Annotated in this window: 9 protein-coding genes; 5 read left to right on the top strand and 4 right to left on the bottom strand. The window is 61.7% G+C overall.

Annotation, left to right across the window (positions count from 1 at the left end; translation table 11 throughout):
* Window position 1: 1 nt before the first annotated feature.
* The 3 genes from BRA49_RS00565 to BRA49_RS00555 are packed head-to-tail and all read right to left on the bottom strand — an operon-like array spanning window position 2 to window position 2,373.
* The gene (locus BRA49_RS00565) at window positions 2–325 is read right to left on the bottom strand and encodes a transposase (protein ID WP_292382531.1); all 324 of its coding nucleotides are present in this window, start codon (window positions 323–325) and stop codon (window positions 2–4) included.
* 24 nt (window positions 326–349) lie between these two features.
* A complete protein-coding gene (locus tag BRA49_RS00560; protein WP_292382529.1) occupies window positions 350–1,315 on the bottom strand; it encodes a DNA adenine methylase in 966 nt (321 codons plus the stop codon).
* 47 nt (window positions 1,316–1,362) lie between these two features.
* Window positions 1,363–2,373, bottom strand: a complete 1,011-nt coding sequence (locus BRA49_RS00555) for a DNA-methyltransferase (protein ID WP_292382527.1) — start codon at window positions 2,371–2,373, stop codon at window positions 1,363–1,365.
* A gap of 221 nt (window positions 2,374–2,594) precedes the next feature.
* Here BRA49_RS00555 and BRA49_RS00550 point away from each other — a divergent pair, with 221 nt between their 5' ends.
* Complete coding sequence (locus BRA49_RS00550) at window positions 2,595–4,610, top strand: PAS domain S-box protein (RefSeq protein ID WP_292382526.1); 2,016 nt, start codon at window positions 2,595–2,597, stop codon at window positions 4,608–4,610.
* Window positions 4,611–4,620: 10 nt separating this feature from the next.
* On the opposite strand, the gene BRA49_RS00545 is transcribed toward BRA49_RS00550, so the two are convergent.
* Window positions 4,621–4,767, bottom strand: a complete 147-nt coding sequence (locus BRA49_RS00545) for a hypothetical protein (RefSeq protein WP_292382524.1) — start codon at window positions 4,765–4,767, stop codon at window positions 4,621–4,623.
* Window positions 4,768–4,799: 32 nt separating this feature from the next.
* Here BRA49_RS00545 and BRA49_RS00540 point away from each other — a divergent pair, with 32 nt between their 5' ends.
* The 4 genes from BRA49_RS00540 to BRA49_RS00525 all read left to right on the top strand — a co-directional run bounded on the left by BRA49_RS00540 (window position 4,800) and on the right by BRA49_RS00525 (window position 16,765).
* Window positions 4,800–6,941, top strand: a complete 2,142-nt coding sequence (locus tag BRA49_RS00540) for a SpoIIE family protein phosphatase (RefSeq protein WP_292382523.1) — start codon at window positions 4,800–4,802, stop codon at window positions 6,939–6,941.
* Window positions 6,942–7,176: 235 nt separating this feature from the next.
* Entirely contained in the window at window positions 7,177–10,290 is a 3,114-nt protein-coding gene (locus BRA49_RS00535) for a DUF3821 domain-containing protein (RefSeq protein WP_292382521.1), read from the top strand.
* Complete coding sequence (locus tag BRA49_RS00530) at window positions 10,290–11,093, top strand: PKD domain-containing protein (protein ID WP_292382519.1); 804 nt, start codon at window positions 10,290–10,292, stop codon at window positions 11,091–11,093. Before BRA49_RS00535 ends, BRA49_RS00530 begins: the two co-directional genes overlap by 1 nt.
* 362 nt (window positions 11,094–11,455) lie before the next feature.
* Window positions 11,456–16,765: a S8 family serine peptidase gene (locus BRA49_RS00525; RefSeq protein WP_292382516.1), complete on the top strand. Its 5,310-nt coding sequence runs from the start codon at window positions 11,456–11,458 to the stop codon at window positions 16,763–16,765.
* Window positions 16,766–16,774 lie beyond the last annotated feature (9 nt).

The following is a 16,774-nucleotide window of genomic DNA, read 5'->3' as shown; positions in this document are numbered from 1 at the left end:
GCTACAGCACGGGAGACTGCAGATCCTCTGCGGCGCACCGGGCAGGCTCCCCTTTCCGGAACTCATAGCCCGACCGGAGAAGGTCGAGGAAGATCGCCTGGTAGGTTCCCCGCTCACTCAGTTCGAGGTGGTAGCGGTGGACCGTCGATTTCGTCCCGTACTCAGCCGGGACGTCGCTCCAGGCGCACCCGGTGGTGAGGACGTACAATACTCCGTTGAAGAGGTGCCGGGGGTCCCGGCGGGGCCGGCCGATGTGTGGTTTCTGGGGCGGAAGGTGTCTCTGGACGATCTCCCAGAGGTCGTCGTCGATCTCCCGGAATGCCATGGGGCTGCATGCCCGCCGGACACTTTATAGTTTTGGGACGGCCCGCTCCCGGTGGTCGTGCGGATCGTAGTTCGTCACAATGATCTCGCGGATCGCTCCCCGTTTCGCCCCGTCGCAGTTGATCATCCTCTTTGCCGGAACCCGGTCGATATAATACCCGGCATAAAGGTCGTCGAAGAATGCGTCATCGGGATCGGTGTTCCTCGGGTCGGAGTTGCTGAGCATCAGCCTGGCCCCGCCGGCATCGCAGAGCCTGTAGAAGGTCGCGAGGCGCCGCTGCTCCCAGTCGGTAAACCCCTCCTTCGCATACTGCGTGAACGACGACGTCCGGTTCAGGGGCCGGTAGGGAGGGTCGAAGTAGACGAAGGTCTCTTCTGATATGTAGGGCCGGGCCTGCGTGAAGTCGCCAAGGTGGACGGTCGTGTTCCGGAGCAGCCCGGCGTCAGCCCGGAGCAGGCCTTCGTGCAGGATCCGCGGGTTCCTGTACCTGCCGAACGGGACATTGAACCCGCCCCGCGCGTTGACCCGGTAGAGGCCGTTGAAGCACGTCCTGTTGAGGAAGATGAATTGGGCAGCCCGCCCGGCCCAGTCCTCGCCGTACCGGCTGAAATCAACGTCACTTTTTGCGCGGTTGAACGCCTCGCGCGCGGCATAATAGTATTCTTTCTGCCCGGCATCGTCCCGAGCGAGGAAATCGTCCGAGATCTCACGTAGGTGGCTGATGAGGGCGTCGACGTCGTTCTTCACAACGCTGTAGGCGAGGACCAGTTCCTCGTTGATATCGAAGAGATGGCACTCCCTGAACCTGAAGGTGCTGTTAAAGAGGAAGTAGACCGCTCCACCGCCCATGAACGGTTCGACAAATATCGGCAGGGTCCCCTCCCGGAGCTCGCCGGGAACTCTTGCCGCGAACGCATCGAGCAGTTGCGTCTTCCCTCCTGCCCATTTGAAGAACGGTCGCGCGGTGACTGGTGGTGTTGGTCCTTCCATTCGACGTGAATACTTCGCCGTATCGGCAAAAATGTGTTTTGATGGTCTTAACGACTCCTGCCGGCCTTCCTCCCGGCAAGAACACCCTGTTTCTCAAGCATCTTCCGGATAGCCCACCGGCCCCGGCCGAGTTCTTCCCCCACCATCTCGATGGCACGCTTCTTCGTCGTCCCGGACGCGGTGAGCCGCGTGAACCGGGAGACCAGAGCCTCGACATCGCCGTCCGTCCAGGTCCGGCCCCGGTTCCGCTGCCTCACGATCTCCGGGACCCTCAGTGACGGCAGCAGCCATCCCGGTTCCGCACCTCGCAACTCCGCAACCTTCAGGTCGAAAACCCGGCCCGAGACCTCAAACCCGGTCGCCCTGCGGTTGAGGCCGATCGCCACCCGGGCGGTCGAGAACCCGCCGAGAAACATATCGCAGACCTGGTCGCCCTCGTTGCTGCTGTACTGGATCATCTTGACGAGCAGGTCGGTCGGGAGTTCGTTCTTGTTCTTCGTCTTCCCCGGTTTGTACTCGCGGTTGATTATCCAGACGTCCTCACGGTCCCGGTAGTTGGGCGACCCGTTCTCCGGCCCCTTCTCCCCGATCCCATACCTCGACTCCAGGTTGAACGTCCTCCTGCCGCCCGGTTTTTCGTAAAAGAGGATATGGTAGTGGGAGGAGACGTATTTCCGGCTTGTGTAGACGCCGAAGTTGTATTTCCAGATGATATGGTTGACCTCACGCAGTCCCGTCTGCCGCAGGGCGTGGAGGATGTGGTAGAGGTTCGTGTATCCCGATACGATGTAGATCGACCCGCCGGGCCGGAGGATCCGTTCGGCTTCCCCGATCCACCGCCGGCTGAACTCACCGTATCCGTCTGCGGGGACCTCGACGTAGCCCTCGACGACGAACGTCTCGTCCCGGTTGTAGTGCTGGTGCAACCGGTCGCCGTTGATGCCGTATGGGGGGTCGGTGACGATCAGGTCGACCGAACCGTCGGGGATATGTTCACCTGCCCCGCGGACGCAGTCGCCGTTGTAGAAAATGTTGCCGTTGACCTCCTCAGACCTCATACGCACCTCCCGTCAGGCTGCAACGTAAATCACATGGGTTGTATGACAATAAGAGTCTGACCCGGGGCCGCGCTGCCGGAGGTTACGGCCCCGGGAAGAAGGAGCACCGTCGCCGGGGGGTCGGAGTTCATGGCTCTCCCCCTACCCGCTCAAGGTAGTATTAATACACTACGGATGAATCTCAGTTGATAATCAGCGTGAGAACTCCACCGGGATCTCAAATGACGGCACGTTCCGAGGAAGCAGAGGCTTTGCTCACCAGCGGAGCAGAGGGGGGCGGGCAGGAGGGCCCCGCGGCAGGAGATCTGTCGGTTGACGAGCGCATTGCGGCACTTCTGGCCGAGAACCGGGCGCTCCGGGCCGAGAACGCGACCTTGCAATCTACGAAGAATGCCCTGCTGGAGAGCGAGGAACGTTACCGGCGGCTGTTTGAGAACGATCTCACCGGCGACTTCGTCACCGCGACGGATGGCCGGATAATCGCCTGCAACCCTGCGTTTGTCAGGATCTTCGGGTTTGCCTCCGTAAACGAAGCACTGGACACCAGCATCCTGGACCTCTACGAGGACCCCGGCGACCGGGAGCTGCTCCTTCTACGCCTCCGGCAGGAGGGAAAGATCGAGAACCAGGGTCGAACCCGAAAACGCCGGGACGGCACCCGTATCCACGTCGTCGAGAACCTGGTCGGGCGCTTCGATGCGAACGGGGAACTGATCGAGATCCAGGCCTACACCTACGACGACTCCGAGCGAAAAAGGGTGGAGGATGCCCTGCGGGAGAGCATGGAGTGGTACCGGCAGGCGCTCGACAACCCGCTCGTCGGCTACGCTCACTGCCGGATCATCACCGATGCTTCCGGGCGGGCTGTTGATTTTGTCTTTTTAGAGGTTAACGGGACATTTGAAGCGTTTTCCGGGAGATCTCGCGAGATCGTCCTGAACCGGCGGATAACTGAAACCTTTGACCCGGTGGAGGTCGCCGATCTCATTGCCACCTACGGAGATGTGGCGTTGACCGGCAGGTCGGTGACGTTCGAGTACCGGATGCCCTCTCTTGAGAAGTGGCATGAAGTCACCGCCTTCTCGACCCGGCCGGGATACACCACAGCGTTCTTCACCGACATCACGAAGCGGAAGCTTGCAGAGAACGCCCTGCGGGAGAGCGAGGAACGGTTCCGGGCGGTTCTTGAGAACTCGCTCGACGCGGCTTACCGGCGCAACCTGCAGGCCGACCGGTACGACTACATGAGCCCGGTCATCGAGCAGATCCTCGGCTTTACGGCAGAGGAGATGGCTGCGATGAATATCGCAGAGGTCATGGATCGCATCCATCCCGATGACCGGCCGTCGGTCGGAGCGGAGCTCAGCAACGCAATCGCATCGGGCCAGGGACTTCTCGTGTACCGGTTCCGGGCAAAGCACGGCGAATACCGCTGGCTTGAAGACCACTTCACGGTCATCTGCGATCCGGACGGACGGCCGCTCTACCGTGGCGGCATTGTCCGGGATGTCACCGGGCGAAAGGAGGCGGAGGAGGAGATCGCCCGGGTTCATCGGGATCTCGAGTCCGCCCACCGGGAGGCGAACCTCTACCTGGACATCCTGACGCACGATATCGGGAACACCGAGAACGTCTCGAACCTCTACGCCGAACTCCTCCAGGACTCGCTGGATGGGGAGGCGGCCTGTTACGTGGCGAGCCTGAAGAAGAGCATCGGCAAGAGTATCGAGATCCTCGGCATCGTCTCGAAGATCCGGCGGATCCATGCAGGACCACCTGATATCCGGGCGATCGACCTCGATGCGGTCATCCGGGAGGAAGCCACCCATTTCCCGGATCTTCCCCTCCGGTATGAGGAGGTTCGCCGGCAGGTCTTGGCCGACGATCTCCTCTCCGAGGTCTTTACGAACCTGATCGGGAACGCGGTCAGGCACGGGGGTCCCGGTGTCGAGGTCTTCATCCGGGCGGAGGACAGAGGAGACGGGTTTGTCCGGGTGACGGTTGCGGACACCGGCCGTGGCGTCCCCGACACCCGGAAGGACGAGATCTTTCACCGCTACGAGAAGAAGCAGCGCGGCGTGGGGGAGGGCCTCGGCCTCTACCTGGTGGGGATCCTCATCGACCGTTACGGCGGCCGGATCTGGGTCGAGGACCGCATACCGGGCCGACCGGAGGAGGGGGCGGCGTTCTCCTTCCTCCTCCGGGAGGTGAAGGGCGAAAGTACCGGGCGGGCCTGAACCGGGCTGTTCACCCGGTCGTTGTGGCGTTGCCCGTCGCGTTCTCCGCTTCCGCGTACGAGACGCGGTAGATCACGCCGTTGGTGTCGTCGCCCACGAGCAGCGACCTGTCCTCTGCGATCGCGAGGCCGCAGAGAAGGCGAATTCGATCCAGCATGCCTTATCTCCTTTCCCGGAACAATCTTATTGATGAGCCAGAGCGAGCCGGAGGGCCACCGGATCAGGATCCCGGTCAGGACCAAGTTCCTCCTCGTATTCCTGGCCCTCTCGACGGTTGCTCTCCTCCTCGCCGGTTCTCTTGCCTTCGTTCAGATGGACGATGTCGGCCGCTACGCGCTTGAGCGGAGCACCGATCTCGGGGCGCGTGCGATGAACGACAGCACCGCCGCGCTCGAACGCAACGCCGAGGAGTCGCTTCTCCGGCTTGCGCAGGACCAGGGCTACATCAGCAACATCGTCTTTGAACAGGTGAGCGGGGACCTTGAGGTCATGGAGCGCTACGCCGCGACCGTCATGGAGAACCCGTCCATGGTCCGGCCGCGGCACTTCTACCTGCAGGATGAAGAACCGGCAGACCGGCGTGCAACCTCCGTCCTCTTCCTCTCGCCCGGCATCGACGCCGGCCATCTTAGCGAGGAGCAGGACGCCGCGGGGACGATGGACGACATCTTCATTCCAGTCTCCGCTACGAACCGGCATCTTGCCGGCGTCTACGTCGGGACGAGCTCCGGGATGGCGATGATCTACCCCTGGACGACCGGGCTCGATGCCACGTGCGATCCCCGGCTCAGGAGCTGGTTCGTGCAGGCGAATGAGGGGGGCGGACTGGTCTGGTCTGAGCCGTACGTCGACCTTATCGGGCACGGCCTGATGGTGACCTGCTCACGGCCGGTCTACGACCCCGACAGGGGCTGGGTCTGGGTGGTCGGTGCGGATGTGACGATCGAAACGATCAACCAGCAGATCGTCGGGACCCAGGTGGGAGACCGGGGCTATGCCATGCTGATCGACCAGTACGGGAACGTCATCAGCCGGCCCGGCCTCACGTCGGGGGATATGCGGTGGGACGAGTCGTTCGTCACCGAGAACCTCCTCGCGAGCGAGAACCCGGACCTGGTCGCAGTTGCCGGGAAGATGATCGCGGGGGAGACCGGGGTCGCCCGGGCCGGGTTTGAGGACGGCGAGCGGTTCATCGCGTATGCTCCCATCCGGAGCGTGAACTGGAGCATCGGGGTGGTGATGCCGGTCAACGAGGTGCTCGCGCCGATCCGAACGACGCGGGAGAGTATCCTTCAGGCATCGGAAGACACTGCGGCGCACATCAGCGCCCAGCAGGACCGGATGAAGACCGTCTTTACCGGGGCGTTCCTGGCACTGCTTGTGATCGTCGCCCTCCTGACTCTCGCCGTCACCCGTCACATCACCCGGCCCATCGAGGAACTGCAGAAGGGCTCGGAGGCCATAGGCCGTGGCGATCTCGGGTTCAAGGTGAATGTGGAGACCGGGGACGAGTTCGAGGACCTTGCCCACTCTTTCAACCGGATGGCAACGGAACTGAAGGAACATATCGAGAACCTCCGGCGGACGACCGCAGAGAAAGAGCGGATCGCGAAGGAACTCGAGATTGCAAAGGAGATTCAGCAGAGCATCCTGCCCGAGTCGGCGCCGGTGCTCCCCGGGTTCGACCTCGCGGGCTTCAACCTCCCCGCCCGGGAGGTGGGCGGGGACTTCTTCGACTACATCCCGGTCGGGGAAGGCTGCTGGGGCGTTGAGATCGCCGACGTCTCGGGAAAAGGCGTTCCGGCCGCCCTGTTCATGGCGCTCGCCCGCACCCTCGTCCGGGCGAGCGCCTCGCAGAGCCTGGACCCCGCCGGGTCGATCCTTGAGGCGAACCGCTACATCTGCATGGATTCAAAGACCTGCATGTTCGTCACGCTCTTCTACGGCATCCTGGATACCCGAAAAGGAACCTTCTCTTACGTGAACGCGGGGCACAACCCTCCTCTCCTCTTCAGGGAGGGATCGAGCGCGGCAGAACTCCTCAGGGGGAAGGGGATCGCACTCGGGATCTTTGATGACATCGAGCTGGAGCTCGTGGAGCTCAAACTGCATCCGGGCGACACGGTGGTCTTCTACACCGACGGAGTGACCGAGGCCACAAACGAGCATGAGGAGGAGTACGGCATGGGGCGTCTTACCGCACTCATCTCGGGACTGCTGGACCGCGGGGCACGGGAGATCATCGATGCGATCGTGGAGGATGTCACCGCCCACGCCGGCAGTCAACCACAGTTCGACGATATCACGCTGGTGGTGCTGAAGGTCGGGTGACGGGGCCCTGGGGGATCATATCTCTCCTGGTCCGTGTATTTTTCACCTTCCCGTCCCTCCTGTGCCGGACAATAGCGGAACGTTTATTTTACACGGCGCAGGATGAACTTCTGCGCACGGGATGACGGGTTCTAACGGTTTGGCGTTCTGTATTGTGTTCAAACCATCCGCAGGCGGCATGTCCTGCCGGTTTCAACCTCTTTCGGTGACGCATCATGCGGAGTGGAGATCTACCATGATCAAACGAACGGCATTTCTGGCGGCGGTTGCCGTGGTCCTCCTGGCCATGCTGGCTGCGTCCCCGGCTACAGCACGGAGTGTTTACAACGGTGATACTATCTACGTTGGTGAAGAGAGCCTCGACCTGAGTCCTGTCTTCAATGCCCCTCCGGTCGTCCTTTCCGGAGAAGGAGACCTGCCCGATCAGCCGGGATGTGAGACGACGGCATCTTATGAAACCCTCAGTGTCTCGTCCGGGACACTGGTTTACTACAGCAGCATATCAACGCCGAGTTCCGGGACCGTCGGGCAGACCATCGCGGTAGCCGACGTCTCGAAGTTCGAACTGACCGCTTCTGCGGTTGGAACGGCGACCGGTACCTGGTATGCGTTCACCGACGGCACCCCCCTCTTCGATCCGAGCCGGGCTGCCGGTGTTGTCTTCATCGAGATCCCCGCGACGGGTCTTGATGTTCTGTTGAACGGCACAACCACCTCCGTGAACGGGCGGTCCGTTTCCCGCTCAAACGACATCCAGTTCCGGATCGTTCACAACGTCGGACCCCTCCCGGACGCTGCCATGGAGATCAGGGTCACCACCCCTGGCGGGGGTACGTTGACGGTGTTCGAGGGCGTGGATCTCAGAGGTGTGGGTCTCGCCGGCAGCCAGCAGAACATCACCGCTCCCATACCGCTGCAGAACGCCGGGGCAGGGACTTACACCGCACAGGCTGTCTGGCCCGCCGTTTCCGACTTCTACGGGAAGGGTTTTGACACCAATACCGTGGCTTTCGAGGTCATCACTTCACAACTCTTTTTGTCGACCAATAAAGAGACCGTCATTCGCGGCAACAGCTTCACCGTGACCGTCGCCGGTGAGCCGAACAGGGACTACCGTCTCTCTGTCAGGGATGTCGCTGGCCTTGACCCCGGAGAGTACCCGGTGATCGCCCCCGGCCAGGTCGGTGTCACCACCATCACTCCCGCTGAGGCGAGCCTCACAACCACCGCCGCCGGCACCCGGTCCGTCCAGTTCAACACCAACCAGAGCACCCACAATCGGGCTTTCTCCATCTGCGTCGAGGACCTGGCAGACGCGACCCTCTACGATGAGGTCACGGTCTGGGTCGAGAAGGGCTCTGTCACTGTCATGGCATCCGGCATCGGTGCCTACACTATTGGCGAGGAGATCGTCTTCTCCGGGACCAACACCGAGAGCGACACCACCTACCTCTTCCTGACCGGCCCGAACCTTGACGGCAACGGCGTCAGGCTTGAGGAAACCAGCGTGAAGGTTCGGACCGGCGACGGCAGCACCTTCACCCGGGCAACTGTCGCGCCCGACGATACCTGGTCTTACCGGTGGAACACCGCCGATCTCGACCGGATCCTCGATGCCGGCATCTTCACCATCTACGCCGCCTCGCAGCCCTGCGCCAGGGGGGATCTCGGCGACGCCCGGTACTCAACGGCCTCATTCCTGCTCCAATCTCCTACCCTCACCGCAGAGGCCTCCGGCCCCACTCTTGTCCCGGGCGACGAGTACCGGATAGGTGGGACTGCAACGGGAGCGCCGGGCTCCGTCCAGGTCTGGATCATCGGTCCGGACTGCCGGATACTCGGTGTCCCGGTGCGGGTTGATGCTGACGGCACCTTCGAGTACGTCCTTGAGGGCACCGAGACCGGAAAATTCGTCCAGAGCAGTCCATACTACGTTGTCGTCCAGCATCCGTTGACCCGCAACGAATTTGAGGTCTTTGCCAACGATACCGGGTTTCTTTTTGCACCCGGCATGGGTCCTGTGGACATCACGAACCCCCCGGTGTCCGACGCGGTGAACACGCTACTCGGCGCCTTTGACCCCCGGTATGTCGATGACATCTATACCAAGTCCATGTTCTCGGTAGTGAAGGAGTCCTGGATCTGGATCGACCGGATCGACGATCAGGCACACGGAGAGCCCTTCATAATCACCGGTGGTACCAGTTACCCGGCAGGCACGGCGCTGGCCTACCAGATAACCGCAGAGGAGGGCGGGGTCCGTATTCTCTCCGGGGAGGTCGTTGTAACCGACGGGGGAGAATGGAGTTTCGATCTGGCAACGGTGCTCGAGCCGGGTAGCTACAGCGTCCGGGTCGTCTCCCCGGACGGGCTGGTCTCGGAAACCATGCCGTTCAACGTCTGCGATAACATCATCCACCCGGTCACCCCGGCAGGGGCCACCTACAGGATAGAGAGCATCCGGATGAGCCCTCCACTTGGCGAACTCTCTCCCGGTGGGAGCCTCGCCCTTGCCGCCGTCATCGATACGCCCTGGGCCGAACACCTGGCGGGCCTTGAGTTCTCCACCGATCTCGAAGACCCGTACTGGTCTTACGATATCGAGCTTGACAGGGTGACGGTCTATACCGGGTCCCGGTACTCCAGGTCTTTCGGGCTCTCGGCATTCGAACTCGATTACGGGCAGGATGTCCGTCTCCGGATCTCCCTTGACGGCATCGTGCCGGAGGGGAAAGCGGAGAGCCCGGTGCTTCTTGGTCTTCTTGAACGCAACGCTAAAGGAGAGGTCGTGCCGAAGAGCGGGTACTGCCTCCTGTTCACTCCCGGCGTAGACGGCCCCTGCCTCACCCTCTCCCCGGGCTGGAACTTCATCTCGATCCCGCGGCCGCTTGCGGCCGGGAACGACACCGCGGCGATATTTGCCGGCGTCGATACCGACAGGCACTCGGCCCTCCGCTACGACACCGCCAGCGGAACCTGGATACCCCTCCAGGAGACCGACCGGATCGCCCCTCTCGAAGGGATCTGGATCTACTCTGCCGGGCCTGCGACGGTCCCGCTCACCCTCTCGACAGAGCTTCCGCTCCCGCCGTCGGAGCGCACCCTCGTCGCAGGGTGGAACGCCGTCGGGATCACCGGCACGACCCCTCCTGCGGCACGGGATGCCCTCCTCTCCGTAGACGGGCAATGGACGACTCTGATCGGGTTCGATGCCGGGACCCAGGTCTTTGAAACGGCAATCGTTAACGACGGGAGCGGGGAGTATGCCGATAACCGGTCCGTCTACCCCGGCCGGGGCTACTGGCTCTACATGACCGGGCCGGGCACCCTCTGTGCCATCGGAGCGTGATGTGGGTGAGGCGGATCCTCGTTATACTCCTTCTCTTCGCCCTTGCCGGGCCCGTGTCCGCCGTCCCTCTCCTCCCGGCGGAGTTCTGGGGCTCGGTCACCGTCGACGGGAGCCCGGCACCGGCCGGGACCGTCATCACGGCCCGGATCGACGACCGCGATTGCGGGTCGCTTACCCTCGAGACCGCCGGGGTCTACGGCGGTGAGGCCCTCTTTAATGAGCGGCTGATCGTTGGTGGGGAGGAGGGCGATGCCGGAAAAGCGATTGTCTTCCTCGTGAATGGAATGTCCGCCGGGACGGCGGTCTACACACCCGGCACTTCCACCCGCTTCGATCTCGTGGTCATGTCCGGGGTGGCCTTTTCTGCGGATGTGACCGCCGGGCCGGTTCCCCTCACCGTTCGGTTCACCGACATCACGACGGAGAATCCATCGTCCTGGTACTGGTCGTTCGGCGACGGCGGCACTTCTATAGAGCAGCATCCGGTGCATACCTACACCCTCCCCGGCAACTACACCGTCACGCTCTCGGTGGATGGAGGGCTCTTGACCGCCACGAGACCGGGGTATATCAGAGCCACCCCGGTCCTCTTCGGCGACGCGAACGACGATGGCGAGGTCGACCAGGCCGACACCCTCCTCGTCCTCCAGGAGGTCGTGGGTTTGAAGGATATGCCTGGCCCCGGCACCGAAGAGTTCCGTAAGACCGATGTCCACACAAACGGCGTGATCGACGTCGGGGACGCCCTCTTCATCGCCCAGTACAACGTCGGCCTCCGGGACATCTGGTTTGCTCTGTTGTGACCTGGTTTAACCTCTTTTTCGGGACAGACCGGAGGCCGGCCGGCTCCAGCCCTCCGCGCGGGTGTGAGTGTGGGGGTGGTCTAAAAACACCAAATTATTGTTTTTTTTAAGAAATTGTCCTGAAATAAATAGCCAAAATGATTGAGGTCGCCATATTTCGTGGCATATCATTTGCGGGAGAACTGTAGTTTCTATATATGTCTTTCTCTTTGAAAGGTATCTTTCCGGTGGATAATACCCTGAATCGCGGCCGAGATTTCGAATATTTTTTATTTCTTATCTGTAATGATGGAGATTAAAACCAAACAATTATATGTTGAATAAATGCTTTATCTCCCATTGATCGTTTTCGGGTGATCAAGATGAAACTGTCGAAGTCAGAAGCAGGATTAATCGTTCTGCTCCTTGTATTCTTCCTGGCGGGCACGGTAAGTGCCCTGCCGGGTGACGACCAGATCGTGCGGGACCCCCCCTCCGTCCAGGCGGGGGAACGGGTTCCGGTGTTCCTGGTCATGGATGAACAGCCAAAGCATCTCACATCGTTTGGAGAGCTCAAGGCCAATGCTTTGAGCCGCCAGGCGCAGGTGCTGCAAACAGTCAGGTCGGTCGACTCTGCGGCCGCGAAGACCGCCCGGTCTTACTGGATAGCAAACGCTGTCTGGATTGAGGCCGATCCGGCAACGCTCGATAAACTTGCTGCGATTCCGGGGGTCGACCACATTGAGCCGGACCTGACCGTCACGCTCAACGACCCGGTCGTGGAGGTCGCATCGACGATCAACCCCGACTACATATCGCAGCCGGAGAGCGGATACGCCACCGTCTGGAGCGTGGACTACATCGAGGCCCCGTCCGTCTGGAAGCATGGAAATACCGGTGAAGGCGTGACGGTCGCCATTGTCGACACCGGTATCGACGGCGACCACCCCGCGTTCGGCGACCGCGTCGTCGCATTTGCCGACTTCGTTGAATGGCACAATGAGACTCCCTACGACGACTACGGCCACGGCACCCACTGCGCCGGTACGGCAGCAGGCGGCACGGTCACGGTCGACGGCTACTACAGCGGCGATGAATACGAAGTGGCCCTGGGTGTCGCGCCCGGGGCGAACCTGATCGGGGCGAAAGTCCTCAACGAAGCAGGTTCCGGTTCGTTCAGCACCATCTTCGACGGTGTCCAGTGGGCGATCGATAACGACGCCGATGTCGTCTCGATGAGCCTTGGGGCCTATCCCTCCCGCGGCGTGGCTGATACCGACTTCTACCTCATGCCGGGCGAGAGCTGGAATGTCTGGCTCGGTGTCTCGTCGGAGATGTACGGGAGTTCCGATGTCCTCTATGAGCCCCAGTTCGTGATCGGATCGGTCAGGGTCGAGGAGCCGTATTACTACGCCACTGCGGCCAGCTCATACTTCGCTGACCCCCTGGAGAACCTCACCATCGCCATCACGGATGCTAACGGCAACGTCGCGACCGGCGCCGAGATCGACTGGCTCGGTTTCGACCAGGAGACGAACTGCTACTACTTCAAGGCACCTCATGCCTCGAACGCCGATAACTGGGACGGCGACTGGGTACTCAACGTGACCAACACGGGCGAGACCGAGGTCGAGATCCAGGAGGCCGGGCTCGCTGAGTACTATCAGTCCAACGGTGAGACCATCCTTGATACCACCGTCAACACCATGGTCGCCGGAGGCACCGTCGTCGTAATCTCCGCCGGGAACAACGGCGGCTTCGGCACCGCCACCATCGGCACCCCGGGAACCGCAGAAGACGCCATCACCGTCGGTGCCACCGACTACCTGATGGACTACCGCGCCTCCTTCAGCAGCATGGGGCCGGTCAACCGGGCAGCGCCGTACATCAAGCCCGATGTCATGGCGCCCGGTGTCGGGGTCATCTCGGCATACCCCGGCAACCAGTACGCCTCCATGCAGGGCACATCGATGGCCTGCCCGGCCGTAGCCGGGGCGGCGGCGCTGATGCTCTCGGGCAACAGCTCGCTTACGCCTGCCGACGTCAAGGCCACCCTGATGGAGACCGCGGTCCACATCGGTGAAGACGGGGCCATCCTGCCGGTGATGCAGCCGAACAACGCCTACGGTGCAGGCAGGATCAACGCCTACGAAGCGGTGAACACCACCGGCGGCCTTAACGGGGCCGAGCCGTGGGACGGGATCCAGCACGAGCTCATCGGCGGAACACTCACCTCGGACTACATAACGGGTGATACGCTCCCGGTCATGGCGGTCCTCTGGAACACCACCGCGGGAGAGCCCCTTGCGAGAGAGGATATCGGGATCAGCATATGGTATACCGCTAACGATTCCCGTGTTTACATTGAGAACCTGACACGCACGACCGATGCACACGGGCATGTCTACTATGAAGCAGACATATCCGATGTCCCTAACAACATGCGGGTGTATGTCGGGATAACCCACGGCACGCTCGAGTTACAGGACGATGTATACAAGAATCCAGTCTCACCGACCCCGACCCCAGATCCGACCGTCCCCATCTTTGAGTCGGCATACTACTCGGTGGGTTACAACGCGACCGTCGAGATCAAGTATCCGCTTCTCACCGCCGACGGTTCGGCCTATGACGAGAGCGTCACCTTCGTGGTCAGGAATTCCAGTGGAATTCGTGTCGTCGACACGGTGCTTGTCCCGGTGGGCGGTGTCATATCTTACTCGCTTGACCTTGCCACTCAACCTGCCGATGAGACTTACTACTACATGAAGATCAACGACAGGGACGCGGGAAGCATCTACGTTGGCGAAGAGGGGTATATGTACCAGGAGGTCATCCCGCTCCCGGAGCGCGCCATCTGCCCGCCGGGAGAGAATGTCAACCTCGGTATCATGGCCTTCCCGCACCATGGAGCGAAGACCATAAGTCAGGAGTTTGACGTCTATGTCACCACGCTGACCGAGACCGAGATCCTCTCGCTCTCGTCGGCAGGCGCCCGGGCGCTCTCTGCCCCGGAACAGGGCGACATGCAGGCGTTCCTCGCCGAGATCGACGGGATGAAGCCGGGGACCTACTCAGGTACCGCCAGTCTCACGAACGGCCTCGCGACCTACAACTTCACGATGCCGGAGGAGGGCTACATTGCAGTCGTCCGGTTCGCTACCGACTATCGCGAATACATGCAGGAGACCCCGGTTTTCGTCTACGGGACGCTTGAGCCCTGGTTCATGCACCGGAGCACTCCCCCGGTATACGAGGACGTCTACGACGGGAACCTGACCTCCATCTATGGCTTCTATGACTGGCCGGCGACCTGGGACTCGGACGCCTACGCGTCGGTCCCCGGCGATGAGGCGACCATCACCGCATACGTCTACACCTATGACCCCATCATGGGAGTATCCGTTTTGACGCCCGGACAGACCGTCTACCTCTACACGGAAAACGGCGTTCAGAGCGGCGTGACCGATGCGGCCGGGATCTACACTTTCACTGTCGAGACGGCCGGAAAAACGCGGCTGGACTACCTCGTTCTCACCGCCGGAGTCTCCGGTTACATGGATGTGTGGGAGGGGTACAACCCGCTTGACATGTACACAGATGGCCCCGTCAACCCCGGTATGATAGGAAACACTCTCTCTGCACCGGCGTATATCGGGACGCTTTACCCTGATACTGAGACGCGCAGTGCCAGTGTTACCCGGGACGGCGATGCCTACGACGTTATCGCCAGGAGCTACGGCCCTGCCGACGAATCCATCCATGAGGTGGGCGCCTTCACCGTCAACAAATTCTCCGAAACGTCGATCTGGGAATATGCCGGGACCGAAGCGGCTGCCGTTGTGGAGTTCACCGGCACGGGAACCCAGCGGGTAACCCCTGCAACGGACGGGAACTACGAGGCTTACTATGGTCTCCTGAACCCGAATACCCAGAGCATTGACAAGTACATCTACACCACGTTCCGCAACCCGGAGAGGTCGGTTTCCTACGAGATGCCGGACTCAGTCCTTGCCGGGGCGTCGGTTCCGGTCGTCTTCAACGCATCGGCCGATGACGGAACCCCGATCTCCAATGCACGCGTCGTGCTTGCACTGGGAGCGGCAGGGGACTGGGAATGGTCTTCATACTACGACGATCCGAGGGATGCCAACATCCTCCTCGCGGCCGACTACTACCCTGACCCCTACACGGTGATCGCGACCGGCTACACCGACAACTCCGGTAAGGCAACCCTGACGTTCACCGCACCGACCGCCGGCCAGCAGGCACTGCGGGAGGCCCTCGTTCACGAGTCGGATCTCCCCTACATGGTGCTCTGCTACCACGACGGCGAGCAGGTGCAGGAAGACTACGGCTATATGGGCGTGACAACCGCGCTCCTCCCCGACTTCGTGCCGGACATCTCCGCGCCGCAGATCGTGAAACTCGAGCGGGACGACACCATCACGATCTCCAACTTCGCCCTCCTCATCAGTAACATCGGGACGGCGGACTACGTCTATGACCCAACCAACAAGATGGCCTGCACGGCTGAGGTCGGGCCCTACAACGAGAGCACCTACTTCATGAAGAGTCTCGCTCAGGGTGAGAAGACGGATGTCCTCACCACGACGGTCCCGCTCAACGCACGCGATTTCGGGATCAACACGAGCGACTACCGGCTGCCCCTCGACGTCAACGTCGGGATCGAGGTCAACTCGAACCGGGTGGTCGAGGAACTGAACTACCAGAACAACCGGCTCGTGCATCCAGTCCGGATCACCGCACCGGACCTGGCCGTGGAGGTTCTCGCGCCGAGGTATACCACGCCGGCGAGCACCACTACGATCGGCGTCCGGGTGACCAACCTTGGTGAGGTCGGGAGCAACGCGGCGAACCTCTACTACAGCATCACCGGCAAGCCGGAAGCGACGATCGCGGTTCCGGCGCTCGAGCCCGGTGCGTCGACGATGATCTGGCAGAACCAGACACTTGTCGCCGGCGAGTACACGATCGATACCGAGGTCAACCGGGCGGGTGCGACCGACTACGAGACGACGTTTGCAAACAACCGCGCAAACGCCACGGTCGGTTCGTATGCCAACCCGGCGACCAAGATCGAGCTGCCCAGAGACCTTGTGCTCGTGCCCGGCACGACCTACGACCTCCCGATAACTGTCAATCAGGTCTCCGGCCTTGCGGCCTACCAGATGGAGCTCACTTTCAACGGCTCTGTCCTTGAGGCGCAGGACGTCATCCCCGGAGCCCTGCCCCTGACGGCGAAGAACATCGCGAGCGGAAGCGTCCAGTTCAACGGCGCAACCGTATCCGGTGTTGACGGGAACGTCACCGTCGCGACCGTCCGGTTCAATGTCGTCGGCGTTACCGACGACGAGACAGCCCTGAACCTGGATGCACAGCTCTGGGACGAGAACCCCCTCGTGATCCCGGCCGATGTCGTGAACGGCGACGCATATCTTCTGCTCTACGGTGACGCGAACTCTGACGGTGAGGTCAACCAGGCCGATACCCTGACGGTTCTCCAGGAAGTCGTCGGCCTTAAGTCGAAGCCCGATAAGTCGAAGCCCGATGAGCGGACGAAGTTCCTCGTGACCGACGTCACCAGGAACAACGCCGTAGAGGTCGGCGATGCGATGTTCATCGCCCAGTATTGCGCCGATCTGAGGGACGAGTACTTCAGGATCGTGTGAGGAATAAAG

The sequence above is a fragment of the Methanoculleus sp. UBA430 genome (assembly GCF_002506585.1).
Taxonomy (GTDB): Archaea; Halobacteriota; Methanomicrobia; order Methanomicrobiales; family Methanoculleaceae; genus Methanoculleus.
The sequence above is the reverse complement of the archived record's forward strand: the minus strand, read 5'-3'. Positions and strand labels throughout refer to the sequence as shown.

What these genes read in the sequence shown, in the direction of transcription:
- BRA49_RS00550 (WP_292382526.1), top strand. Translation starts at nt 2,595, where the DNA reads ATGACGGCACGTTCCGAGGAAGCAGAGGCTTTGCTCACCAGCGGAGCA.
- BRA49_RS00565 (WP_292382531.1), bottom strand. Translation starts at nt 325, where the DNA reads ATGGCATTCCGGGAGATCGACGACGACCTCTGGGAGATCGTCCAGAGA.
- BRA49_RS00530 (WP_292382519.1), top strand. Translation starts at nt 10,290, where the DNA reads ATGTGGGTGAGGCGGATCCTCGTTATACTCCTTCTCTTCGCCCTTGCC.
- BRA49_RS00560 (WP_292382529.1), bottom strand. Translation starts at nt 1,315, where the DNA reads ATGGAAGGACCAACACCACCAGTCACCGCGCGACCGTTCTTCAAATGG.
- BRA49_RS00555 (WP_292382527.1), bottom strand. Translation starts at nt 2,373, where the DNA reads ATGAGGTCTGAGGAGGTCAACGGCAACATTTTCTACAACGGCGACTGC.
- BRA49_RS00545 (WP_292382524.1), bottom strand. Translation starts at nt 4,767, where the DNA reads ATGCTGGATCGAATTCGCCTTCTCTGCGGCCTCGCGATCGCAGAGGAC.
- BRA49_RS00540 (WP_292382523.1), top strand. Translation starts at nt 4,800, where the DNA reads ATGAGCCAGAGCGAGCCGGAGGGCCACCGGATCAGGATCCCGGTCAGG.
- BRA49_RS00525 (WP_292382516.1), top strand. Translation starts at nt 11,456, where the DNA reads ATGAAACTGTCGAAGTCAGAAGCAGGATTAATCGTTCTGCTCCTTGTA.
- BRA49_RS00535 (WP_292382521.1), top strand. Translation starts at nt 7,177, where the DNA reads ATGATCAAACGAACGGCATTTCTGGCGGCGGTTGCCGTGGTCCTCCTG.